This window comes from Psychroflexus salarius (genome assembly GCF_900129035.1).
Taxonomy (GTDB): domain Bacteria; phylum Bacteroidota; class Bacteroidia; order Flavobacteriales; family Flavobacteriaceae; genus Psychroflexus; species Psychroflexus salarius.
Map to the genome: position 1 here is coordinate 12,217 of NZ_FQTW01000008.1, position 24,382 is coordinate 36,598.

Annotated in this window: 23 protein-coding genes; 17 read left to right on the forward strand and 6 right to left on the reverse strand. The window is 33.1% G+C overall.

Annotated features, from left to right (window positions below; all coding sequences use genetic code 11):
* The first annotated feature begins 3 nt into the window (after positions 1-3).
* Positions 4-1,965, forward strand: coding sequence for a DNA primase (gene dnaG / locus BUB82_RS09550; protein ID WP_073193395.1), 1,962 nt, complete (start codon positions 4-6; stop codon positions 1,963-1,965).
* Here the strand turns inward: dnaG and nadE are convergent.
* A complete protein-coding gene (gene nadE, locus BUB82_RS09555) occupies positions 1,958-2,734 on the reverse strand; it encodes an NAD(+) synthase (RefSeq protein ID WP_073193396.1) in 777 nt (258 codons plus the stop codon). The two genes, dnaG and nadE, sit on opposite strands and share 8 nt — an antisense overlap.
* 60 nt (positions 2,735-2,794) lie before the next feature.
* On the opposite strand from nadE, the gene gldB reads away from it, so the two are divergent.
* Genes gldB through BUB82_RS09570 form a run of 3 tightly spaced genes read left to right on the forward strand, consistent with a single transcriptional unit; the run spans position 2,795 to position 4,471 of the window.
* Positions 2,795-3,769: a gliding motility lipoprotein GldB gene (gene gldB, locus BUB82_RS09560; protein ID WP_073193397.1), complete on the forward strand. Its 975-nt coding sequence runs from the start codon at positions 2,795-2,797 to the stop codon at positions 3,767-3,769.
* A 2-nt stretch (positions 3,770-3,771) separates the two neighbouring features.
* Positions 3,772-4,101 (forward strand): gliding motility protein GldC, encoded by a 330-nt coding sequence (gene gldC, locus BUB82_RS09565; RefSeq protein WP_073193398.1) that lies wholly within the window; start codon positions 3,772-3,774, stop codon positions 4,099-4,101.
* A gap of 1 nt (position 4,102) precedes the next feature.
* On the forward strand, positions 4,103-4,471 hold the full coding sequence (locus BUB82_RS09570) for a GTPase (protein WP_073193399.1): 369 nt from the start codon (positions 4,103-4,105) through the stop codon (positions 4,469-4,471).
* Here the strand turns inward: BUB82_RS09570 and yihA are convergent.
* Both yihA and BUB82_RS09580 read right to left on the reverse strand, forming a co-directional pair.
* Positions 4,468-5,064 (reverse strand): ribosome biogenesis GTP-binding protein YihA/YsxC, encoded by a 597-nt coding sequence (gene yihA, locus BUB82_RS09575; protein WP_073193400.1) that lies wholly within the window; start codon positions 5,062-5,064, stop codon positions 4,468-4,470. The genes BUB82_RS09570 and yihA overlap by 4 nt on opposite strands.
* A 3-nt stretch (positions 5,065-5,067) precedes the next feature.
* Positions 5,068-5,832 carry an alpha/beta fold hydrolase gene (locus tag BUB82_RS09580; protein WP_073193401.1) on the reverse strand — a complete coding sequence of 255 codons (765 nt, stop codon included), beginning with the start codon at positions 5,830-5,832 and terminating at the stop codon, positions 5,068-5,070.
* Positions 5,833-6,107: 275 nt separating this feature from the next.
* Between BUB82_RS09580 and mraZ the strand changes: the two genes are divergently transcribed.
* Genes mraZ through ftsZ form a run of 13 tightly spaced genes read left to right on the forward strand, consistent with a single transcriptional unit; the run spans position 6,108 to position 21,445 of the window.
* Positions 6,108-6,566 (forward strand): division/cell wall cluster transcriptional repressor MraZ, encoded by a 459-nt coding sequence (gene mraZ / locus BUB82_RS09585; RefSeq protein WP_073193402.1) that lies wholly within the window; start codon positions 6,108-6,110, stop codon positions 6,564-6,566.
* The gene (rsmH, locus tag BUB82_RS09590) at positions 6,556-7,458 is read left to right on the forward strand and encodes a 16S rRNA (cytosine(1402)-N(4))-methyltransferase RsmH (protein ID WP_073193403.1); all 903 of its coding nucleotides are present in this window, start codon (positions 6,556-6,558) and stop codon (positions 7,456-7,458) included. The genes mraZ and rsmH overlap by 11 nt, the downstream gene beginning before the upstream one ends.
* A 1-nt stretch (position 7,459) precedes the next feature.
* Positions 7,460-7,783, forward strand: coding sequence for an FtsL-like putative cell division protein (locus tag BUB82_RS09595; RefSeq protein ID WP_073193404.1), 324 nt, complete (start codon positions 7,460-7,462; stop codon positions 7,781-7,783).
* A complete protein-coding gene (locus BUB82_RS09600) occupies positions 7,770-9,734 on the forward strand; it encodes a penicillin-binding protein (RefSeq protein ID WP_073193405.1) in 1,965 nt (654 codons plus the stop codon). Before BUB82_RS09595 ends, BUB82_RS09600 begins: the two co-directional genes overlap by 14 nt.
* A complete protein-coding gene (locus BUB82_RS09605; protein WP_073193406.1) occupies positions 9,731-11,197 on the forward strand; it encodes a UDP-N-acetylmuramoyl-L-alanyl-D-glutamate--2,6-diaminopimelate ligase in 1,467 nt (488 codons plus the stop codon). Before BUB82_RS09600 ends, BUB82_RS09605 begins: the two co-directional genes overlap by 4 nt.
* A 3-nt stretch (positions 11,198-11,200) precedes the next feature.
* Positions 11,201-12,418 carry a phospho-N-acetylmuramoyl-pentapeptide-transferase gene (gene mraY, locus BUB82_RS09610; protein ID WP_073193407.1) on the forward strand — a complete coding sequence of 406 codons (1,218 nt, stop codon included), beginning with the start codon at positions 11,201-11,203 and terminating at the stop codon, positions 12,416-12,418.
* Positions 12,418-13,761 (forward strand): UDP-N-acetylmuramoyl-L-alanine--D-glutamate ligase, encoded by a 1,344-nt coding sequence (murD, locus tag BUB82_RS09615; protein WP_073193408.1) that lies wholly within the window; start codon positions 12,418-12,420, stop codon positions 13,759-13,761. The genes mraY and murD overlap by 1 nt, the downstream gene beginning before the upstream one ends.
* Before the next feature lie 3 nt (positions 13,762-13,764).
* Positions 13,765-14,970, forward strand: a complete 1,206-nt coding sequence (locus tag BUB82_RS09620; protein WP_073193409.1) for an FtsW/RodA/SpoVE family cell cycle protein — start codon at positions 13,765-13,767, stop codon at positions 14,968-14,970.
* Positions 14,967-16,058: an undecaprenyldiphospho-muramoylpentapeptide beta-N-acetylglucosaminyltransferase gene (murG, locus tag BUB82_RS09625; RefSeq protein ID WP_073193410.1), complete on the forward strand. Its 1,092-nt coding sequence runs from the start codon at positions 14,967-14,969 to the stop codon at positions 16,056-16,058. The genes BUB82_RS09620 and murG overlap by 4 nt, the downstream gene beginning before the upstream one ends.
* A gap of 2 nt (positions 16,059-16,060) precedes the next feature.
* Entirely contained in the window at positions 16,061-17,410 is a 1,350-nt protein-coding gene (murC, locus tag BUB82_RS09630; RefSeq protein ID WP_073193411.1) for a UDP-N-acetylmuramate--L-alanine ligase, read from the forward strand.
* 1 nt (position 17,411) lies between these two features.
* A complete protein-coding gene (locus tag BUB82_RS09635) occupies positions 17,412-18,122 on the forward strand; it encodes a cell division protein FtsQ/DivIB (protein WP_143185675.1) in 711 nt (236 codons plus the stop codon).
* 7 nt (positions 18,123-18,129) lie between these two features.
* Positions 18,130-19,536: a cell division protein FtsA gene (gene ftsA, locus BUB82_RS09640; RefSeq protein WP_073193413.1), complete on the forward strand. Its 1,407-nt coding sequence runs from the start codon at positions 18,130-18,132 to the stop codon at positions 19,534-19,536.
* A 34-nt stretch (positions 19,537-19,570) separates the two neighbouring features.
* A complete protein-coding gene (gene ftsZ, locus BUB82_RS09645; protein WP_073193414.1) occupies positions 19,571-21,445 on the forward strand; it encodes a cell division protein FtsZ in 1,875 nt (624 codons plus the stop codon).
* Positions 21,446-21,641: 196 nt separating this feature from the next.
* On the opposite strand, the gene BUB82_RS09650 is transcribed toward ftsZ, so the two are convergent.
* From BUB82_RS09650 to cydB, 3 genes are all read right to left on the reverse strand, one after another.
* On the reverse strand, positions 21,642-22,595 hold the full coding sequence (locus BUB82_RS09650) for a Fic family protein (protein ID WP_073193415.1): 954 nt from the start codon (positions 22,593-22,595) through the stop codon (positions 21,642-21,644).
* Between the two features lie 228 nt (positions 22,596-22,823).
* A complete protein-coding gene (locus tag BUB82_RS09655) occupies positions 22,824-23,279 on the reverse strand; it encodes a hemerythrin domain-containing protein (RefSeq protein WP_073193416.1) in 456 nt (151 codons plus the stop codon).
* 64 nt (positions 23,280-23,343) lie between these two features.
* A complete protein-coding gene (gene cydB, locus BUB82_RS09660) occupies positions 23,344-24,381 on the reverse strand; it encodes a cytochrome d ubiquinol oxidase subunit II (protein WP_073193417.1) in 1,038 nt (345 codons plus the stop codon).
* Position 24,382 lies beyond the last annotated feature (1 nt).

Consider the following 24,382-nt stretch of genomic DNA (forward strand, 5'->3'; position numbering starts at 1 on the left):
AATTTGATTACCAAACGCACTATAGAAAAAGTTTTTGATACCGCTCGGGTAGAAGAGGTAATAGGTGATTTTGTTAATCTTAAAAAATCAGGTTCAAACTTTAAAGGTTTAAGTCCGTTTAGCGAAGAGAAGACTCCAAGTTTTATGGTTTCACCAGTAAAACAAATTTGGAAAGATTTCTCGTCTGGCAAAGGTGGAAACGCAGTGAGTTTTATCATGGAACACGAACATTACTCGTATCCCGAAGCTATAAGATACTTAGCCAAAAAATATAATATTGAAATTGAAGAAACTGAACAAACTTCAGAAGAAAAAGAAAAAGCTTCTGAACGTGAAAGCATGTTTCTAGTGTCTAAATTCGCAAATCAATTTTTTATAGACCAATTACACCATTCTACTGAAGGTCAAACAATTGGTTTGTCATATTTCAAAGAACGCGGTTTTACTACTGAAACTATAAAAAAATTCGATCTAGGTTACTCGCCTGATCAATGGGAAGCTTTAACAAAAGCAGCAATCAATAAGGCTTACGAAAAAAAATATCTTGAAGCTACAGGCTTAACCATCACAAAAGACCAAAAATCTTTCGACCGGTTTAAAGGTCGTGTTATGTTTCCAATTCATTCTATGTCAGGACGTGTATTGGGCTTTGGCGGAAGAATTTTAGATAATTCTAAAAAAGCTGCGAAATATTTAAATTCGCCTGAAAGTGAAATTTACCATAAAAGTAAAATTTTATATGGTTTATACTATGGAAAGAAAGCCATTGCTCAACAAGATAATTGTTACTTAGTTGAAGGTTATACTGACGTTATTCAGTTACATCAAGCAGGAATTGAAAATGTGGTTTCTTCTTCAGGAACAGCCTTAACCGATCAACAAATTCGGTTAATAAATCGCTTAACTAAAAACATTACCGTTTTGTTTGATGGCGACGCTGCAGGTTTGCGTGCTTCATTACGTAGTGTAAATATGATTTTAGCTCAGGATATGAATGTTAAGGTCTGCATGTTTCCTGAAGGCGAAGATCCTGATAGTTTTGCAAAAGCTAACTCAACCCATGTTATAGAGGAATACCTTGAAACCAACGCAAAAGATTTTATCACATTTAAGGCATCGCTTTTAATCAAAGAAGCTGAAAATGATCCGATAAAAACTGCAGAAGTTATTCGCGATATAGTTGAAAGTATAGCTCAAGTTCCTGATCAAATTAAACGAGAACTTTATATTAGATCTTGCTCAAAGTTAATGGATGTTTCTGAGGCCGTTTTATTTAGTAGTTTAGATCAAATTTTGGCTAAATCTAGCCGCGATCAGCGCAAAAAAAATAAAAGTCAAGTACCACAATTAAGCAAAGTTGAAGAGACTACGACTACGACGAAAAAAATTAACCCTAAGATAGAGCTTGAGCGTATTATTATTGGCCTATTATTAAAATATGGTGATCAAGAAGCAGAATTTGAAGATTTTTTAATTGAAATTGATGAAAAAGGTAACGAAGTTTTAAAGCCTATCATTAAAACACATAAAGTTTACGAAAAAATTTATCTTGATTTGCAAAGTGATGAAATTGAGTTTACGGATGAAAATTTTAAGTTACTCTACCATTCTTTAATTGATGGACTATCAACCCAGAAAGAATTTAATGTCTCTAAATTTACAAGTAAACTCGACCAAACTATAGCAGAAGAAGCAACGAGTATCTTAATGAATTTTGAACGCTACGAATTACACAATTGGGAAAGCCAAAATATTTTTGTAAAACATAGAGACAAACTGGAACCTGCTGAGGTAACTGAAACAATTTTAAACCTTAGACGAATATTGATACATCAAAAAGTTGATGAAATGGGTGAGCTCCTTAAAAGTGGTGATCATGAAAACCCTACTGAAGTTCTAGAAGAAACAATGGAGTATAAGCAACTCGAGGTTTTAATTGCTCGCAAATTAAACCGAATTATTTAAATTCTGAAGGGATACTACATATCGGTATAGGCTTCATTTTATGCTGATTAGCAGAATTTAAACTTTTATAAATCTTTAAAACTTCAGCTTGTCTACTGCTTAGTTCTTCTGGATTTCCTTCATATTGCATTGCCCATTCTAATTCATCATAACTCGCACCTAATTGGTCTTCATCACTTCGGCTATCACCAAAAAGTCCATCGGTTGGTTCGGCATTTTGAATAACATCTATAATGTTTAGCGTTTGAGCTAAGCTGTAAACTTCAGATTTCATTAAATCGGCAATCGGACTCAAATCTACACCGCCATCGCCGTATTTAGTATAAAAACCAACACCAAAATCTTCAACTTTATTACCTGTTCCTACAACTAAGTAATTGTGTAAACCTGCAAGATAATATAAGGTTGTCATGCGTAATCGAGCGCGTGAGTTTCCTAGAGCTAAATCTTCTCGTTTTGAATTTGTTTTTGGTAAGCCCTGTTTAAATGCATCAAATGTTGGTGTTAAGTCGACTTCAACTGATGAGACATTATTATAATTTGATTTTAACCATGCAATATGTTGTTGTGCTCGAGTAACTTGTGATATGTCTTGATGAATAGGCATTTCAACACAAAGTACTTTTTGTTTGGTCATTGCGCACAAAGTTGAAGTTACCGCAGAGTCAATTCCTCCTGAAACGCCAACTACAAAACCATTTAAATTGGTTTTGACAAGATAATTATCTAGCCAATTTTTAATATAATTTATTATTTTTTCGTTTTGCATGGCGTTAAATTTAAGTTCAAGATTAACTACATTTGCATCAAATATATTAAAACAAAGTCAATGTTATTCAAAACAATATTTAGAGTTTTATTAATTCTTGTGACCTGTGTTTATCTAACGTCTTGCGATTCAAAGAAATCGAAAATTATTGAGCGTATTGAAAATAAAAATTTAGACTTGAGCCTTATGCGTTTTGACCGTGAGTTTGCGGCATCTGATTCATTAGACCTAGAAAGCTTAAAAATAGGTTATCCTTTTTTCTTCAACAGTGCTGTTCCTGACAGCTTGTGGTATAAAAAAATGAAAGACACATTACAAAACGAAATAAATCATGAGGTATTAAAAGCCTTTCCAGATTTTGATCAAGAAAAACAAGATATCGAGCGATTTTTTAAATATCTAAAATTTTATTTTACAGCATTTAAACACCCGACAATTGTTACAATTGCAGAAAGCGTTGATTATAAAAATAAAGTTGTTACCTCAGATTCTATCATCGTAATTTCATTAGATAACTATTTGGGACGCGAACATCGATTCTACGAAAGTTTCCCTGACTACATTAAAAACTATCAAGATAAAAAGTATTTAATGTCTGACGTTGCTGGTGCTTATGCTAAAAATGCTACTTTTGAACCCTTAGACCGACGCTTTATTTCATATATGATTTATCATGGTAAGCTGCTCTATTTTAAGGATTTGGTAATACCTTGGGAGAGTGATGCTGAAAAAATTCAGTATACAAAAGAGCAATTAGAATGGGCAGAATCTAATGAAACTAAGATTTGGGAGTTTTTTATTGATAAAGATTACGTCTTTTCAACACAGGCTGATTTGAAAGATCGTTTTATTAATCCAGCACCATTTTCTAAATTTTATCTTGAATTAGATAATGATTCTTCACCTAGAATCGGGCAATATATCGGTTGGCAAATAGTTAGAGATTTCATGAAAAATAACCCCGAAATTGAGCCTAATAAACTTATGTTGCTTGATGGGCAACAAATTTTTAAACAATCAAATTATAAACCTTAACTATGGCAAAATCTGATATTAACATACATATAGAGACCGACGAAAATAAAATTCCAGAATCTATTAATTGGTCAGCTAAAGATGGCGGCATTGAAAATGAATCTGCTAAAGCAGCGATGCTATCTATTTGGGATCATAAAACACAAGAAACTTTACGTATTGATTTATGGACAAAAGATATGCCTGTAGATGAAATGAAAAAGTTTTTTCATCAAACCTTAGTAAGTATGGCGAGTACCTACAAAAGAGCTACTGATGATGATAAAATGGCAGCGACCTTTAACGATTTTTGCGATTATTTTGCTGAAAAACTAGATTTAAAAAAAGAATAAGTTGTCTAAATTAATTTTTGTTTATAATGCTAATTCTGGCACTCGAAATGCTTTTAAAGAATCTTTGCAAAAATTATTGAACCCTCAGGCTTCAAATTGTCGGTTATGTAGTTTAACTTATGGGTTGACTTCAGAGAAGACGAAGTGGAGAAAATTTAAATTGCAAACTTCAACTGAAATGCAGTTTTTACACGCCGATGAGTTTATGTCTCAATTTAAATCAAAATTTGGTATTCAATATGAGTTGCCAGTTGTCCTTAAACAAAATCATTATGAATTAGAACTTGTTCTTTCAGCTAAAGAAATCAATCAACTAGTTCATCTTGATCAACTAATAGATAAGTTGAAGCCTCATGTAACAAATGTTTAAAGGCTTTGGTTAATTTGCTCAATGTAATTTAAAACTTCATCTCGACCAGTTTTTTTGCTAGAAGATGTTATAAATATGGGTGGTAATTCTGCCCAAGTTTCCATTAATTCTGTTGAGTAATTGGCGATATTATTTTCAACTTGATGTGACTTTAGTTTGTCTGATTTAGTGAAAATGATTGAAAATGGAATTTGATTTTTACCTAACCAAGTCATAAATTCTATATCTATTGGCTGCGGTTCGTGTCTAATATCAACTAACAAAAAAGTATTAACCAACTGCGGACGTTTTCTAAAATAATCAGTTATATATTTTTGAAAGATTTTTTTTTCTTTTTTGCTCACCTTTGCATAGCCATAACCAGGTAAATCTACTAAATGCCAACTTTCATTAATTAAAAAGTGATTAATAAGTCTTGTTTTACCAGGTTTACCAGAGACTTTTGCCAAGCTCTTACGTTCTGTTAGCATGTTGATCAGTGAAGACTTTCCAACATTACTACGGCCAATAAATGCGTATTCTGGTAGTGGCGAATTTGGGCATTTTGCTACATCGCTATTACTCATGACAAATTTTGCTGTTTTAATTTGCATGATTTACAGATTTCGGCTAGTTAACCAGTTGTAAAGTAGTTCGTTAAATTTATTTGGATGCTCCATCATCGCAGCATGGCCACATTTGTCAATCCAATATAGATTAGAATCTGGTAATAGTTTATTGAAGTCTTCAGCTACATTTGGTGGTGTAACTGTATCTTGTTTTCCCCAAATGATGCATGTTGGCGTGCTCATTTTTGGTAAATCTTTTGCCATGTTATGCCTAATAGCACTTTTAGCAATCGCAAGCGTTCTTATTAATTTAGAACGGTCATTGACTGTGTTGTAAACATCATCAACAATGGCTTTAGTAGCCACTTCTGGGTCATAAAATACATTTTCTGCTTTTTGCTTAATGTAGTCATAATCGCCACGCTTAGGGTAACTTTCGCCCATCGCGCTTTCATAAAGGCCAGAGCTTCCTGTAATTACAAGTGCTTTAACAATTTCAGGATATAATTTTGTAGTTAATAAACCTATATGTCCGCCGAGAGAATTACCGATGAGAACAACTTTGCCATATTGGCGTAAGTCAATAAATTCTTTTATGTAGGTTGTAATGGTTTTAATATTTGTTTTAAGCAATGGCAATTCGTAAAGCGGTAATTCAGGGATAATAACTTTATAGCCTTTTTGTGGGAAAAAATTCATAACACCATCAAAATTACTTAAGCCGCCCATTAAGCCGTGTAAAATTACTAAGGGTTGACCTTCGCCGAATTCAAAAAACCTAAACTTGCCGTCTTGTTGTATGTGTTTTTCCATTAACTATCAATCTTTCAAACCTCAAATATAGTCATATTTATAAAAGCATTTTAGAATAATATCTATTCAATTTTAAATATTTGAATTTGAAACTTATCTCAAAACTAAACTTATTAACAATCAAGTAGTTCTGTTAGTTAAAGTGGCTAAACCTTTGCTAATAAAGCCTTAACGAGTATTGGTAAAAAGTTTGTGTAAAAACTTATCAACAATGTGGTAAAAAGTGGGATAATGTGGAAAAAAATTCAATATATTTGAAGTGTAATTATACATTAATGCTGAATTTTATCGGAACATATGAGTGCAAAATTGATGCAAAAGGCAGATTATCCTTGCCTTCAGCATTAAAAAAGCAATTAATGCCAGTCGTTGAAGAAGGTTTAGTGCTAAAGCGTTCAGTGTTTCAAAATTGTATAGAACTCTATCCTATGCAGGAATGGAATGCATTGATGAATAAAATAAATGGATTAAACCGATTTAAGAAGAAAAATAACGATTTCATTAGGAAGTTTACAGCTGGCGTAAAATTAGTTGAAGTCGATGCGAATTCTCGTGTTTTAATTCCAAAAGACTTAATTCAGTTCGCTGGTATTTCCAAAGAAATTGTCTTGTCATCGTCTGTTAATATTATTGAAGTCTGGGATAAAGAAAATTATGAAAACGCTATAAATAAGGTTGACGATTTTGCTGATTTAGCAGAAGAAGTCATGGGAACTCAAGAAGATGAATACTAATTATCACATACCAGTTTTACTAAAACAAAGCGTTGATGCATTGGTGTTAAACCCTGATGGTGTTTATGTTGATGCAACATTTGGTGGTGGTGGGCATTCTGCCGAAATTCTTTCTAGATTAAGTTCTAAAGGTAAATTATTTGCTTTCGATCAGGATAAAGATGCACAGCAAAATAGTTTAAAAGATGATCGTTTCGAGTTGATAGAAGCTAATTTTAGATTTCTAAAACGCTTTTTGAAGTTTTTTAAAATTACTGAAGTTGATGGAATTTTAGCTGATTTTGGTGTTTCATCGCATCAGTTTGATATCCCTGAACGCGGGTTTTCAACACGTTTTGATGCGCAACTAGATATGCGCATGAATCAGAATGATAAACTCAGTGCTTATGAGCTCGTCAATACTTACGAAGAGCAAGATTTAACGAGCTTATTCAGAACTTATGGTGAGTTAAAAATGGCGCCAAAATTGGCAAGAGCCATTATTAGTGAACGTTTAAATAAGCCTATTGAAACTACATCGGAGTTAAATTCAGTTTTAGAACCATTGTTGCCAAAAACTAAGGTGTTTAAGTTTTTAGCTCAGATTTATCAAGCAATTCGCATTGAAGTGAATCAAGAAATGAAGGCGCTTGAGGAATTTTTGCTGCAAACACAAGACCTTGTTAAACCCTCGGGAAGGTTAAGTTTTATAACCTATCACTCATTAGAAGACCGTTTAGTGAAGCGTTATATTAGAGATGGTAATTTTACGGGTCAGGTAGAGAAAGATTTCTACGGGAATAAGCTTGCGCCTTTTAAAAAAGTAGGCCAGTTAATAATTCCTGATAAGTCTGAAATCATTGATAATAGTAGGGCTAGAAGTGCCAAATTACGTATAGCTGAAAAATTATAACATGCAAAAAAGCGTTTTTGCCATATTAAAAGGTGAGTTCTTGACCAACAAAGATGCTTCAAAAAATTGGAGTTTTATTTTGTTCTGTACGCTACTTGCTATTATTATGATTGCGAGTTCACACACAGCTGAAAAGAAAGTTTTTAAAGTAGCTGAGCTTAATCAAGAAATTCAAGAACTAAGAAGTGAGTTTGTCGATTCTAGAAAAAGATTAATGCAGTTAAAAATGGAGTCTAATATTGCTGAGATGATGAAACCAAAAGGAATTTTCACCTCAGATCAGCCAGCTATAAAAATTGTAATTGAGTCAGATGAATCTAACTGATAAAGACATATTAAAACGCTATTATTTAATAGTTGTATTATTTGTGACAGTGGCACTTGCTATTGTTTACCAGCTTTTTAATATTCAATTTAATCAAGGTGATTACTATACAGAATTGGCTCAAAATACGGTATATAAAAACTTTAAAATAGAGCCTAATCGCGGAAATATTTATGATGCTAATATGAACTTATTAGCAACATCAGTCACTAAATATGAAATTAGATTTGATCCAATTTCAGTAACAAAATCAAACTTCAACACTTACTTAAATCCGCTCTCAGATTCGCTTTCAAAAATGTTTTCAAAATCTTCAGCTTATTATAAAAATAAGCTTAAAAAAGCAAGAGCATTGAATAATCGCTACGTTTTTATTGCTAAAAATTTAGATTATTCAGAATATATCCGAATTAAAAATTTTCCGATGTTTAATCTAGGCGCTTACAAAGGAGGATTTATTGCTGAACAGTCAACTGTTAGAGAGCATCCATTAGGGAAAATAGGTCGTCGAACTGTTGGTTACAATAATGTGGGTTTAGAAGGTGCTTTTGAAGATTATTTACAAGGCGAAAAAGGTCAAAGGCTTAAGCAAAAAATCGCAAAAGGGCAATGGAAGCCTTTAACTGATTTAAACCAAGTAGAACCAGTTGATGGTCTAGATGTTATATCAACGATAGATGTAAACATACAAGATATTACGCATCACGCATTATTAGCGCAACTTGAATATTTTGAGGCTGAACACGGAACTGCTGTTGTAATGGAAACCAAAACAGGTGAAATTAAAGCTATTTCAAACCTTGGTTTAAGTAACGAACCTGGTAAATATTATGAAAAGCGTAACTATGCCGTATACGAACCTCACGAACCTGGCTCTACATATAAATTGATGAGCTTAGTTGCTGCGCTAGAAGATAATGTAGTTGATACTAGCACTGTAATTGATACAGAAAATGGTCGCTTAAAATATTTTGACCGCACTGTTTATGATTCTAAACGAGGTGGATATGGTAAGATTTCAGTTGCAAAAGCTTTTGAAGTTTCTTCAAACACCGCATTTGCTAAAATGATTTATGAAAACTATAAAAACCAACCAAATCAGTTTGTTGATCGTTTAAAAATGATGGGTTTAGATCAAAAAATTGGCCTTCAAATAAAAGGTGAAGGGCAACCGAGTATTCCTCACCCAAATGATTCAAATTGGTACGGGACTACTTTACCATGGATGAGTTTCGGTTATGGTGTTTCACAAACAGCACTTCAAATTTTAAGTTTTTATAATGCCATCGCTAATGATGGCGTAATGGTAAAACCACGTTTTATAAAAGCTGTGCGTGACCGGCATAAGGTAATTGAGCAATACACAGAGCCGCAAATTACGGGAAGTGTTTGTTCTAAAGAAACAGCTAAACAAGTAAGAGCAATTTTAAAAAATGTTGTCAATAGAGGTACCGCAAGTAATATTTACTCGCCAAGATTTTCAATGGCTGGTAAAACTGGAACTTGCCAAACTGAATATTGGGTAGAATCTGGTCGATACATTGCATCATTTGCAGGTTATTTTCCAGCAGACAAGCCTAAATACTCTTGCATTGTTGTCATTCATAAGCCAAATCCTGAAAAAGGCTATTATGGTAGTACAGTTGCAGCACCAGTTTTTAAACGTATCGCTAAGAAAATTTATTCAGATACGCCTATTGAAGCCCGATTACCAAGAACAAAGTTAAACCAGTTACAGTTAACTGAACAAGATAATTACAATCAAGTGCTTAACAAATATAAAACCATCATGCCAAATTTAGTTGGTATGCCAGCTATGGATGCTATTTCAATCCTAGAAAATCTTGGTTTGAAGGCGAAATTATTTGGCGAAGGAAAAGTGATTAAGCAATCGCTTGCACCAGGGAAGTCAGTTAAAGAAAATAAACAGATAAATTTAGTTTTAGGTTGAAGTTATTAAAAGACATCTTATTAAACGTTGCTATAGAACAAGTTGTTGGTTCAACTTCAGTTGAAGTTGAGGCCTTGAGTTTTGACTCAAGAACTGTGAGTAAATCAACCTGTTTTATAGCCATTAGAGGCGAAAAAGCCAATGGTCATCATTTTATCACTAAAGCAATTGACTCAGGTGCAAGTGCTATTATTTGTGATACTTTACCAGAACAACTGGTGAGTAATGTTACCTACATTCGAGTTGATGATACGCGCGAAGCTTTAGCACATTTATCTCATAACTTTTATGGCCAACCATCACAAAAACTTCAACTAGTTGGTGTTACGGGTACAAATGGTAAAACCACTGTGAGCAGTTTATTATTTCAACTATTTAAAGACCTAGGTTTTTCAGTTGGGCTAATTTCCACAGTAGTTATAAAAATTAACGATAAAGATATACCTACAAATCTCACAACACCAGATTCTATTACCATAAATAATACGATGAGTAAAATGGTTGAAGCTGGCGTAGACTACTGCTTTATGGAAGTGAGTTCTCACGGGATTGATCAAAAACGCGCTTTAGGTTTAGACTTCGACGCAGCTATTTTTACTAATCTTTCACATGACCATTTAGATTATCACAATTCTTTTGAAGAATACAGAAACGTTAAAAAAAGACTTTTTGATCAGCTAAAACCTCAAGCCGTTGCAATTACCAATATTGATGATAAAAACGGGCGATTCATGTTGCAAAACACAAGCGCTAATCAATTAACTTATGCTATAAAGTCTATTGCTGATATAAAAGCTAAAATTTTAGAAAAGAATTTTGATGGACTTAAGCTTGATCTTGATGGGCAAGAAATTTGGTCGTCTTTTTTAGGAGAATTTAATGTCTACAATTTATTAGCTGTTTATGCCACAGCGCTTCAATTTTGTACTGATAAACTTCAAATTTTACAAGCAATTACACGCTTAAAACCAGTTGCTGGTAGATTTCAACACATGGTATCACCACATCAAAATATTCACGCAATTGTAGATTATGCGCATACACCAGATGCATTACAAAATGTCTTGAAATCGATAAATGCTATTCGCACTCACAACGAGACTTTAATAACTGTGGTTGGTTGTGGTGGAAACCGCGATAAAAGTAAACGCCCAAAAATGGGCAAAATTGCTACTCAGTTGAGTAATAAAGTAATTTTTACGAGTGATAATCCTCGATTTGAAGATCCTGATGAAATTATAGCAGATATAGAAACTGGTGTCGAGCCTCAAAATACATCTAAATACATTGCAATAAGCAATCGCGCACAAGCTATTAAAACCGCATGTCAGCAAGTACAACCTAATGATATTATTTTAATAGCTGGAAAAGGACACGAAACTTATCAAGATACTAAAGGTATTAAACATGATTTTGATGATCGTGAGCATATTCTAGAAAACTTTAAATTATTTAAGCTCTAAACAATGTTGTATAACTTATTTGAATTTTTAGAACAAAATTACGATTTGCCAGGTGCAAGATTGTTTGGTTACATCTCTTTTAGAGCAGCATTAGCCTTAATTATTGCCTTATTGTTTTCAACTGTTTTTGGGAAGCATATCATTTTACTACTTCAGCGCAAACAAGTTGGTGAAAGCGTAAGAGAGTTAGGTCTAGAAGGCCAGAAAGCAAAAGCAGGAACACCAACAATGGGTGGTTTAATTATTATTGCTGCAACTTTAGTCCCTGTACTTTTGCTTAATAATCTAAACAATATTTACATTTTGTTGCTGATTATTACAACCGTTTGGATGGGGTCTATCGGTTTTTTAGATGATTACATCAAAACCTTTAAAAAAAATAAAGAAGGTTTAAAAGGAAAATTTAAAGTTATAGGTCAAGTTGGTTTAGGCATTATTGTAGGTTCGGTAATGTATTTTCATGAAGATGTTACTGTAAAAGAAATTACGGTAAAAGAAAATACACTCACTAATACTGAAGTTGTACAAAGTGAAGAGTTGAAGTCAACAACTACAACTATTCCGTTTGTTAAAAATAACGAACTTGATTATTCAAAGGTATTAACCTGGATTTCAAATGACTTAAAACCTTTCGCTTGGTTAATTTTTATTCCAATTGTAATTTTTATTGTAACAGCGGTTTCAAATGGCGCTAATTTAACAGACGGGATAGACGGTTTAGCAGCTGGAAGTTCAGCTATTATTGTACTTACGTTAGGCTTGTTTGCTTGGGTTTCAGGTAACCTTATTTTCTCTGAATATCTAGATGTAATGTATATTCCAAGATCTGGAGAGATGACCATTTTTATAGCTGCATTTACGGGTTCACTTATTGGGTTTTTATGGTATAATACCTTTCCAGCACAAGTTTTTATGGGTGATACTGGAAGTTTAACAATAGGCGGAATTATAGCGGTTATTGCAATTGCTACCCGAAAGGAGTTATTGATACCTATTTTATGCGGAATCTTTTTTCTAGAAAACTTATCGGTGGTTTTACAAGTTGGGTGGTTTAAATATACTAAGAAAAAGTTTGGTGCTGGTAGACGAATTTTTTTAATGTCTCCTTTACATCATCACTATCAAAAAAAAGGATTTCATGAAAGTAAAATTGTAGTGCGTTTCTGGATAATCGGTATTCTATTAGCTGTTATTAGTATTGTAACCTTGAAAATTAGATGATGAAAAATATTGTTGTACTTGGTGGTGGCGAAAGTGGTGTTGGTGCAGCTGTACTAGCAAAGCAAAAGATGTTTGCGGTATTTTTGAGTGATCAAGGTAAAATTAAACCGAAATACAAAAAAATACTTCAAAAGCATAGCATTGCCTTTGAAGATGAAGGACATACAACAAGTGAAATTTTTAAAGCTGACATCGTTATTAAAAGTCCAGGTATACCAGATGATTTACTACTTATCAATAATTTAAGAAATCAAGGTGTCGAAGTAATTTCAGAAATTGAATTTGCCTACCGATTTACCGATGCTACAATAATTGCTATAACAGGCTCTAATGGAAAAACAACTGTCACTAAAATGGTTTACCATATTTTAGAGCAAGCCAATTTATCTGTTGCTATGGTTGGTAATGTTGGCGATAGTTTTGCCATGCATCTAGCCACTCAACCCGAAGTTGATAACTATGTCATTGAAGTGAGTAGTTTTCAACTGGATAATTGTGTGAGTTTTAAACCTCATATTTCAATTTTAACTAATATAACACCAGATCATTTAGATCGATACAACAATAACTTCAACTTGTACCGAAAAGCTAAATTTAAAATTCTTCAAAATCAAGGTCAGGACGATTTCTTTATATACAATGAAGATGATTTAGCCATTACTGAATTTCTTCCGAAAATTTCAACTAACGTGCAACTCATTCCTTTTAGTAAAAAGCAACTAAAACAAAATATTGCTGCGTTTATTGAACAGAATACTATTAAAATTAATCTTAATCAACAAAAAACATTTAATATGTCTATAAATAATTTAAACGTTAAAGGCACGCATAACGCACAAAATGCTATGGCAGCTTCTACGGCAGCCAGACTTTTAAAAATCAGAAAACAAACCATTCGTGAAAGTATGGAAAGTTTTCGAGGTGTTGAGCACCGCCTTGAAGAGGTAAAAGTTTTGAATAACGTGAACTACATTAATGATTCTAAAGCAACAAACATTAACGCTACATTTTATGCTTTAGATAGCATGACTAAACCAACAGTATGGATTGTCGGTGGTGTTGATAAGGGAAACAATTACCAAGATTTGCTAGCATTAGTTAATGAACGCGTAAAAGCGATTGTCTGTCTCGGTATTGATAACTCTAAAATTATTGATGCTTTTGGAAAAACGGTCGATGAGCTTGTAGAGACTGCTAATATGGCTGATGCTGTTTTAGCAGCTCAGCATTTTTCAAATGCTGGTGATACGGTTTTATTATCGCCAGCATGTGCTAGTTTTGACCTGTTTGAAAATTATGAAGATCGCGGTAGACAGTTTAAAGAATGTGTGCGTAAACTATAATTAATGCAGCAACTGTTTTCACATATTAAAGGAGATAAATCTATTTGGGCTATTGTAGCTTTGATGGCTATATTTTCGTTTATGCCTGTTTTTAGTGCAAGCAGTAACTTGGCTTATTTAAATGGTGGAGATGGTAATACTATAAGTTATTTAATAAAGCACTTTATTCATTTAGGTTTAGGGTTTGGATTAATGTACGCTGTTCATAAAGTGCCACTCCATTATTTTAAGGGTATTTCTTTAATTATGTTGCCATTAGTTATCGTTTTACTTATTATTACACTTGCTCAAGGTACAACTATAGGTGGTGCTAATGCAAGTCGATGGATTAGTATTCCAATTGTAAATCTGTCATTTCAAACCTCAAGTTTAGCTGGTGTTGTTTTATTAGTTTACGTTGCCAGATATTTAGCGAAGTATAAAGAACGTGACCTTAAATTTAAACAAAGTTTAGTATCGCTTTGGTTACCTGTTTTTGCAGTTGTCGGCTTAGTTTTACCAGCAAACTTTTCAACTGCAGCCTTATTGTTTTTTATGGTAATTTTAGTTGTTTACATTGGTAAATATCCACTGAAATACCTCGGATTTATCCTAGGAATAGGATTAGTAATGCTTTCTATCTTTGTATTAACAGCCAAAGCTTTTCCAGGTTTATTTCCTAATCGTGTAGATACTTGGATGAGCAGAATTGAAAATTTTTCTGAACCAGATGGCGATGAACAATATCAAGTTGAAAAAGCTAAAATTGCTATTGCAACTGGTGGTTTAACAGGTAATGGCATTGGCAAAAGTGTTCAACGTCACTTTTTACCGCAATCATCATCAGATTTTATATATGCAATAGTTGTAGAAGAAATGGGATTGTTTGGCGGTCTTGGCGTTGTTTTAGCCTATCTTTTATTATTGTTTAGAATTAGTATTGTTGCTTCAAAATCTTCAAACCTCTTTGGTAAATTAATTACAATTGCTGTTGGGTTACCTATTATTTTTCAGGCTTTGATTAATATGAGTGTTGCAGTTGAGTTGCTACCGGTTACTGGGCAAACCTTGCCTCTAATTAGTAGTGGTGGAAGCTCTATCTGGATGACATGTATTTCAATAGGCATTATTTTAAGTGTGAGCAACAAAGAAGACAATCAAACAAAAGAGACATCAGTTTCTAATGAAACTGAAGATAATCCTTTAGAAGTTTTAAGCGAAACGATATGAAGCAACCAAAATACATCATATCAGGTGGCGGAACCGGTGGACATATTTTTCCGGCTGTAGCCATTGCAGATGCACTGAAACAAGAAAACCCTGAAACTTCAATACTGTTTATTGGCGCTAAAGGTAAAATGGAAATGGAAAAAATTCCGCAATTGGGTTACAATATTAAAGGTTTGTGGATCAGCGGAATTCAACGAAAAATAGATTTAAGTAACTTATTGTTTCCACTAAAATTAATTGTGAGTTTAATTAAAGCTGTTTTTATTATTATAAAATTTAAGCCAAACGCGGTTATTGGTACAGGCGGTTTTGCTTCGGCGCCAACCCTAAAAGCAGCACAATGGTTAGGTTACCCAACCTTAATTCAAGAACAAAATTCTTATGCTGGCGTAACTAATAAGTGGCTATCTGCTAAAGCAAAATCAATTTGTGTGGCTTACCCGAATATGGAACGCTATTTCCCGAAGCAAAAATTAAAATTTACAGGAAACCCTATTCGCAATAGTCTTTTGGCAAACCAATTGAATTCTTCAGAAGCTAAAGAAAAACTTCATTTAGAGCAAAAATTAACGCTTTTTGTTGTTGGTGGAAGTTTAGGTTCTCAGCGCATTAATCAATTAATAAATTCAAATTTAGAGTGGTTGATTTCAGAAGATTTGCAACTCATATGGCAAACAGGAAAAATTTATTACCAAACCTATCAATCAAAACAATCTAAATCCGTTAAGGTCAAGCAGTTTATAGAAGATATGAATTTAGCTTATTCAGCTGCTGATATTATTATTTCTCGTGCTGGGGCTGGTACGGTGAGTGAACTGGCTACTGTAGGTAAGCCTGTTTTGTTTATTCCATCTCCAAACGTAGCCGAGAATCATCAATTTAAAAATGCTCAATCTATCTGTGATCAAAATGCAGGTGTTATGATTGAAGAACAAAATTTAGAGGCCGAATTCCAAGACTTAATGAGTCAACTAATTACCGATCAAAATTTAAAGGTAAAATTAGCTAATAATTTGAAGAATTTAGCAAAACCTGAAGCCACTCAACATATTGTAGATGAAGTAAAACGCATTCAAAAGCCTTTATGATAATGAAACATTTAACCAGCTATAAGACTATTTTTTGCATCGGTATTGGCGGTATTGGTATGAGTGCAATTGCGCGTTATTTTAATAATAATAATGCAAAAGTTTTTGGTTATGATCGTACAGCATCTAAGTTAACGCAACAATTAGAGCTTGAAGGTATTTCAATACAAACAAGTTTAGATACTCAACATCTAAAACCTTTATCACCTGAAGACACTTTAGTGATTTACACAGCTGCCATCAGTCAACAAAATGAACTATTAACTTATTTTAAATCTAAAGGGTTTGATTGTTACAAGCGGGCAAGAGTTTTAGGTGAAATAACCAAAGATAAGCCAACTTTAGCCATAGCTGGAACTCACGGTAAAACCACAACATCAGCTATTTTAGCGCATCTTTTATTTGAAGCTCAAATTAATTTTACCGGATTTTTAGGTGGTGTAGTTAATAATTTTGATTCAAATTATATTTCCACTGGATGTGATTTATTTGTGGTTGAAGCCGATGAGTTTGATCGCTCATTTCTCTACCTTCAACCGACTAAGGCTTGCGTGATTGCTCAAGATCCAGACCATTTAGATATTTATGAAACTACAGAACAATTCAATCAAACATTTAAAGAATTTGTTCAATTAATACCAGATTCATCTCATGTCTTTTTAGGTCCTCAGGTTAATTTAAACGGAATTAATTTAGAACTTAATTCATTAGGTAAGTTTACATTATCAAATGTTAAGGTGGTTGATGAAGCATTTCAATTTGATTTTAAACTCAATGACGTTGAATTGAAGTCGGTGAGAAGTAATCTACCAGGTTTGCATAACTGCATAAACTCAGCTTTAGCTCTAGCATTAGCCATTTCTGAATTTCCAGAAAAAGCTGAAGTTTTTGCAAAAGCCATTTCAACTTTTAAAGGCATTAAACGCCGTTTTAACAAAGTTATAGATACTGAAGATTTAGTATTGATAGATGATTATGCGCATCATCCAACAGAAATTGAAGCGGTTTACCAAACTTTAAAAGAACTTTACCCAAATAAACGAAAAATGGTGGTTTTTCAGCCCCATTTATTTAGTAGAACACGCGATTTTGAAACTGATTTTACTTCAGTTTTAAAACAATTTGATGTAGTTGCTTTGTTAGAGGTTTATCCAGCTCGTGAAGCGCCAATTAAAGGTGTTAATTCTACTTTTTTGGCACAAAAAATAGGCAATCATGCAAAAGTAATTTCAAAAGAAAGTATTTATCAAGAAGTACTTTCTAGCCAATGTGAAGTTGTTGCCATGCTAGGCGCTGGCGATATAGGTGTAGAAGTGAGTAATTTAACTAAACAATTAAAAACCAATGTTTAATATGAAATACATACGATTGGTATTGATTTTACTCCTAATGTTAGGCTTATTTGGGTTTGCAAACTCCATAAATAACAAACGAAAGTTAGGTGATATTAAGATAAATTTTAATAACAACGCAGCACTTTTTGTAACTGCCGAATCTGTTGAAAACTTGTTAATAGATAATCTTAAAGACTCCTTAAATAGTTATAAATATATGTTAGATTTGAAAGGTTTAGAGCATTTGCTCAATAAGCATGATATGATTAAATCGGCTGATATATTTTCAGACATTAAAGGTAATTTAGGCGTTATTATTTCACAACGGCAACCCATTGCAAGATTTTTTGATGGCGACTTCAACTATATCGATGAGCAAGGCTTATTAATGCCGTTATCTCATCAATTTTCAGCGCGAGTTCCTTTAGTTTACGGATTTTCTTCTGAAGAAATTTCAACAATTTATCCACTTTTATTAAAGATTCGTAAGGATGAATTTTTAAAAAAGCATATCATTGCAATCCGAAAAAATTCAAAAAATCAGACTATAAAATTAAATGTTAGGAATCAAGACTTTAGCATTAATCTTGGTAAGATTGAAGCTTTAGAACTGAAATTTACTAACTATAAAGCTTTCTATTTAAAAGCAAAAGAAGAACAAAAATTAAACGATTACAAATCGGTGAATTTGCAATTTGGCAATCAAGTGGTTTGTACATTTAAGCAATAGGTGAATGATGGAAAATGAAAACATTGCAGTAGGTTTAGATATCGGTACAACTAAAATTGTTGCCATGATTGGTCGTGAAAACGAATATGGCAAAGTAGAAATTTTAGGTATTGGCCGCACTAAAAGTCTTGGTGTACATCGTGGTGTTGTAAACAACATTACACAAACAATACAGTCAATCCAGCAAGCACTACAACAGGCAGAAGCTAACTCTCAACTAAAAGTTGATGCCGTAACAGTTGGTATTGCAGGACAGCACATTCGCAGTTTACAGCATAGTGATTATATCACAAGAAACGATGTTGAAGAAGTTATTAACGACGATGATATAGATTCACTCTGCAATCAAGTGCATAAATTAGTGATGCTTCCTGGCGAAGAAATTATTCATGTGCTACCTCAAGAATACAAAGTTGATGGCCAATCTGAAATCACTGAGCCAAGAGGTATGTCAGGTGGTCGTTTAGAAGCTAATTTTCATGTGGTTGTTGGTCAAATTTCATCTATTCGTAACATTGCACGTTGCGTTCAAAATTCAGGCTTAGAACTAAAAGGGATGACACTTGAACCTTTAGCTTCTGCTAATGCTGTTTTGAGCCAAGAAGAAAAAGAAGCAGGCGTTGCATTAATTGATATTGGTGGCGGTACTACCGATTTAGCTATTTTTAAAGACGGCATTATTCGTCATACAGCAGTTATTCCATTTGGTGGCAATGTGGTTACTGAAGATATTAAAGAAGGCTGCTCAATTATCGAAAAACAAGCTGAATTATTAAAAGTGAAATTTGGTTCTGCTTGGCCAGGTGAAAATAAAGAAAATGAAATTGTCTCTATTCCTGGTTTACGCGGTCGTGACCCAAAAGAGATTTCGCTGAAAAATCTATCTAAAATTATACATTTTAGAGCAGTTGAAATTATTGAACAAGTCTTTTTAGAGATTAAAAATTACGGTCACGAAGAGCAAAAAAAGAAACTTATTGCCGGTATTGTGATTACAGGCGGTGGCGCTCAACTAAAACATTTAAAACAATTAGTTGAATATGTTACCGGAATGGATACTAGAATTGGCTATCCTAATGAACACTTAGCAGGTGATACTGATGATGAAATTGCAAGCCCGATGTATGCCACGGCTGTTGGCTTGGTTATGGACGGACTGAAACGTAACTTAGAATTACAAAAAGAATTAGAAAGCAAAAAAGCAGATGAAGTTAGTGATGAAGCTGAAACAACCACATCTGATGAACATCAGGATAATGCATCATCAACTGAAGCAGAACAAAATCAAGAGCAAAAATACGAAGATTCATTCTTGAATGATAACTACGGCGCCAAAAGACCAGCCGAACCTAAGAAAAGTTTTTTCGATAAATTTTTTGATAAGGTAAAAGATTTTTTAGACAAAGCAGAATAATTTCAAAAGTAAGAATACACAAAAACAACATATTATGGGCTCAGAATTAGATAACATTGCATTCGATTTACCAAAAAATCAGTCAAACGTCATTAAAGTAATCGGTGTTGGTGGCGGTGGCTCAAACGCTATTAATCACATGTTTAGCCAAGGCATCAAAGGTGTAGATTTTGTGATTTGTAATACCGATGCTCAAGCTTTAGAAAGTAGTCCAGTTCCGAATAAAATACAGCTTGGTGTTAATTTAACCGAAGGATTAGGCGCTGGCGCAAACCCTGAAATTGGAAAAGAAGCCGCACAAGAATCTTCAGAAGATATTAAAAATCTACTTGGTAAAAATACTAAAATGGTTTTTGTTACTGCAGGAATGGGAGGCGGAACAGGAACTGGTGCAGCACCAGTAATTGCCCAGCTTTCACGTGACTTAGATATCTTAACTGTTGGTATAGTAACTATTCCCTTTCAGTTTGAAGGTAAAACACGTAATGACCAAGCACAAATAGGTGTTGAAGAGTTACGCCGAAATGTAGATTCTTTAATTGTTATTAATAACAATAAATTACGTGAAGTTTATGGAAACCTTGGTTTCAAAGCTGGTTTCTCTAAAGCCGATGAGGTTTTAGCAACTGCATCTAGAGGTATTGCAGAAGTAATAACGCATCATTACACGCAAAACATTGACCTTCGTGATGCTAAAACAGTTTTAAGTAATAGTGGTACTGCAATTATGGGCTCTGGAACAGCTTCAGGTACCAACCGTTCTAATATTGCTATTGAAAAAGCACTTGATTCTCCTTTATTAAACGATAATAAAATTACAGGTGCCCAGAATGTACTTTTATTAATTGTTTCTGGTAGAGAAGAAATTACAATTGATGAAATTGGAGAAATTAACGATCATATTCAAGCTGAAGCAGGTAACAGCGCTAATATTATTATGGGTGTTGGTGAAGATGAAAGCTTAGAAGAGTCAATTTCAGTAACCGTTATTGCTACTGGTTTTAATACCGAACAGCAAGATGTGATCGTTAATACCGAAACAAAAAAAATTATTCATACGCTTGAAGATGAGCAAAAGGTAGAGCAAGATTTGATGCCTAAAGACGACTTTAAAGCAAAACCAAAAGCTCCAAGAGCAACAGAAGAACCTAAAAAAATTATTCACACCTTAGATTTAGATGAAGCTGAAGATAATGAACCAAAGCCGAATAACCAGTCTAGTAAAATTAACGATATAGAGGTTAATTACGAAGCTGTTAATAATGATATTGAATTTGAAATTCACGAAAAACCAGCCGTAAATGAGACAAAACCTGAACAGGCTGAAGGTCAAGATGATGAGTTTTTACAATTCGATTTAAATTCGTCATATCCTGATGAAACTATTAATAAAGAACGCCAATTATCAGCTGAAGAAATACGCCAAATTGAAGTTCATAACTTTGAAGAAATAAAATTTCAGCCTAAGTCAGAAAATGAAGTTAAGCGTTATAATTTAGAAGATTTCGAAGAGGAGCAATTCGAAAGTGTTTCACAGAAAACTTCAACCCAACCTAAAAAAGTTGAAGAACCTCAAGAAGAAGATTTATTTACCACTTCTATAAGAGATACGGAATCTGTCCAAAATACTAATGACTCGCAAGAAGTTGACCCATTTAATTCATCTATTTCAGAATTAGCCGCAAGAGCAGAAGAGCGACGTGCTAAAATGAAGCAGTTTAATTACAAGTTTAATCGTAGTAACAATATAGATGATATAGAAAAACAACCTGCTTATAAACGTGCAGGAGTAGAGCTTAAGGAACACCAACGTAATGCTCAAAGTATATCAAGAACATCATTAGAATCTAATGAAGATGGTATTAACTTTAAATCTAACAACTCATTTTTACATGATAATGTCGATTAATTTTGAAGTCGTATATAACAAAAAACCTGTCTGGATAAGACAGGTTTTTTGTTAATTATCCATAACGATAAAGCTAGGATGCATTTCAACAGTAGAAATAACCGAATTTGAAATTAACTAGACAGAGTTTAATTTACACACCCAAAAATAACTGGATTTTTATTAGGGTTTTAGCTCAGTTCTTTGTTGTGTCCAGTTATTTTTTTCGATAAATTGTTTTGCTTTTTTCTCCTACTTTTTCAAATATTTTTAATTCTACTCCTTTTTTTAAATCTCTGCTTGCTGTCGCTGAAGAAATATCTTTAAAAATGTCCATATAATCTTTTCTCGAAAATTCGGTTTTGTTCAAAGAGGTAAAATACTCCAATCTGTCTTTTTCGTTTAATGTTCGATTGTTAAAGTCCAATAATTCGCTTATCGAAATATCAATTACATTAAGCATATACTCAATGAACTTTGTTGATTGTCCTGATTTGTCGCTATCTGCTAATGCTTTATAATATTTCTCTTGGTCTTTGCTGATTAAAGTCTCAAATGGCAAAAATTCAAAGATTGGATATTTTTCCATTAAAATTAAAGTTTGCCATAAACGCCCCATTCTTCCGTTTCCATCTAAAAATGGATGTATAAATTCCATTTCATAATGAAAAACACAACTTTTTATTAATTCAATCTCGTCCGACTTTTTCAAGTATTGAAAAAGGTTCTTCATTAAATAAGGAACATTTTCAAAAGGTGGCGCCAAGTGTTCAACTTTTGAACCTTTTACGATTCCAACACTTTGATTTCTGTATTTTCCAGCGTTTTCAATTAAGCCTTCCATTAAATCTAGGTGTGCTTTTAAAAATGATTTTTCATTGAAAGGTTTATAATCTTTTAATTTTTCGTAGATTTTAATTGCATTTAAAACTTCGATAACATCTTTTTTTGGGCCAATTACTTTTTTATTCTCTAGAAGTGCTGTTATTTGTTCTTCTGTAAGCGTGTTTCCTTCTATTTTTAAAGAAGAATGAATAGTTTTAATTTTATTCTGTTTTCTTAATTTAGGTGAAGGTTTGTTTAATAAATTAGCGTTTACTTCTCCCATTTTCTCTGAAATAGAGGTTATTTGTTTTAAAATAGAAGATGTTATTTCGTAAGGTGGTTTCATTTTATGATAATATCATTTGATACTATCAAAGATACATTCATTTAGCATTAATTATGTATTGAAACGGAATTTTTTAATTGGGCACAACACAAAATAACCACTATTTTGGTATAATCATGACCATATCTCAGAAGAATATCATTTAAAAAGATAGAACAAAATTTTATAGATAATGTTAGTGAGATGTTTGTTATTTAAACGTTTAATCTTTAATCAAAACTTTTGACGTTATTTCCAAAATGAGTTAGGCCAATAAGGGCAGTTTAGCTGTACTTTATGGTTTTTTGCATAATTTTCAAGCTCAGAATCACTAAGTTTAATTTGCAATTCAGGAAATAATTTGCGTTCCTCAAATCTTACATAATCAATCAAAGTCTTTTGAATTTCATTAATATGTAATTCTTCTATATGATTGGCCTTTATAAGTTGCTCTATTTTTTCATGATATTCTTGTGCTGTATTTGTAAGCTTAGAGACTTCAACTGAAATAGGAAATAGATAAACTTCTTCTTGTTGAAAGTGAATTTTAAGGTATTCTTCCCAAAACCAGTCGATATAATTTTTTATTTCAACTAATTCAGCTTTTTTAAGACCTTTCTTTAAACGTAAAGCAAATACCAAAATGTCGTGATGTTCCCGACTTAGATTTTGTAATGCTGTATGTCTTTTAAGCGGTTTTGGCATAGACCAAATGTCCTTAATTTTAGGTGTAAATAAGCAATTGTGTTAAAAAAATATGATTCGAAATTTAATAACCAGTTTGGTTATGTTTTACTTTTCCCCAAAATGTTCTATAAACAAAATAACTGTACAATAATACTAAAGGTCCGCCGATAGCTACAAAACCCATCATAATTTTCAAGGTTTTAATCGATGCTGCTGCATTGTAAATGGTAATGCTATTTTCTATACTTGGGTTAGACATTAATAGTCTTGGATACAATTCAAAAGCCACAATTACAAGTAATAAGGAAATGGTAATACTTGTAAAAATAAAGGCCCAGCCATATTTTTTCTTACTAGCTAATCTAGGTACGTTGGCAATGCTTAAAAACACCAATAAAGGCACTATAAATAAAACTTTGTTTTCTTCAAAAACAACTAGCAAATGGTCTAGATATAAAAAGCCGTAGCCCGTGGTAATAATATAAGCGATGATAAAAAAGGCCATTCCTTTTTTTAAAAAACCTTGAATCCTATCAAATAATTTGCCTTCCGTTTTAAGCAGTAGATAAATAGCACCATGCATCATGAAGAGTGCTAAACTTGTAACGCCAACTAAAATTGAAAAAGGATTGAGAAATTCAAAAAAGCCGCGTCCAACATATTCGTAGTTTTGATCGAGTGGCATTCCGTTAAGAATGTTTCCTAAAACTACACCCAATAGAAATGCCAGCATGATACTAGAAATAGAATAGCTCCAATCCCACAATCTTCTCCACCAAAGCATGTCTTCCATATTTCTAAATTTGATTGAAATACCTCGAAAAATAATAAAAAGTAAAAATAAAATGAATGGCGTGTACATAGCCGAAAATAAAGTACCATAAAAAACAGGGAAACCAGCAAATAATGTTCCGCCGCCAATAACCAACCAAACTTCGTTTCCATGCCAAGTAGGGTCAATGGCTTTTAACGCGGTTTCTCTACTTGTATTTTTTCTAAAAAACATATGCCAAGCACCAGCTCCAAAATCAAATCCATCTAAAATGGCATAGCCAGAAAAAAGTGCTCCGACGACTAAAAACCACCAAGTTGGATAATCTATTCCTAATAAAGTTTCCATA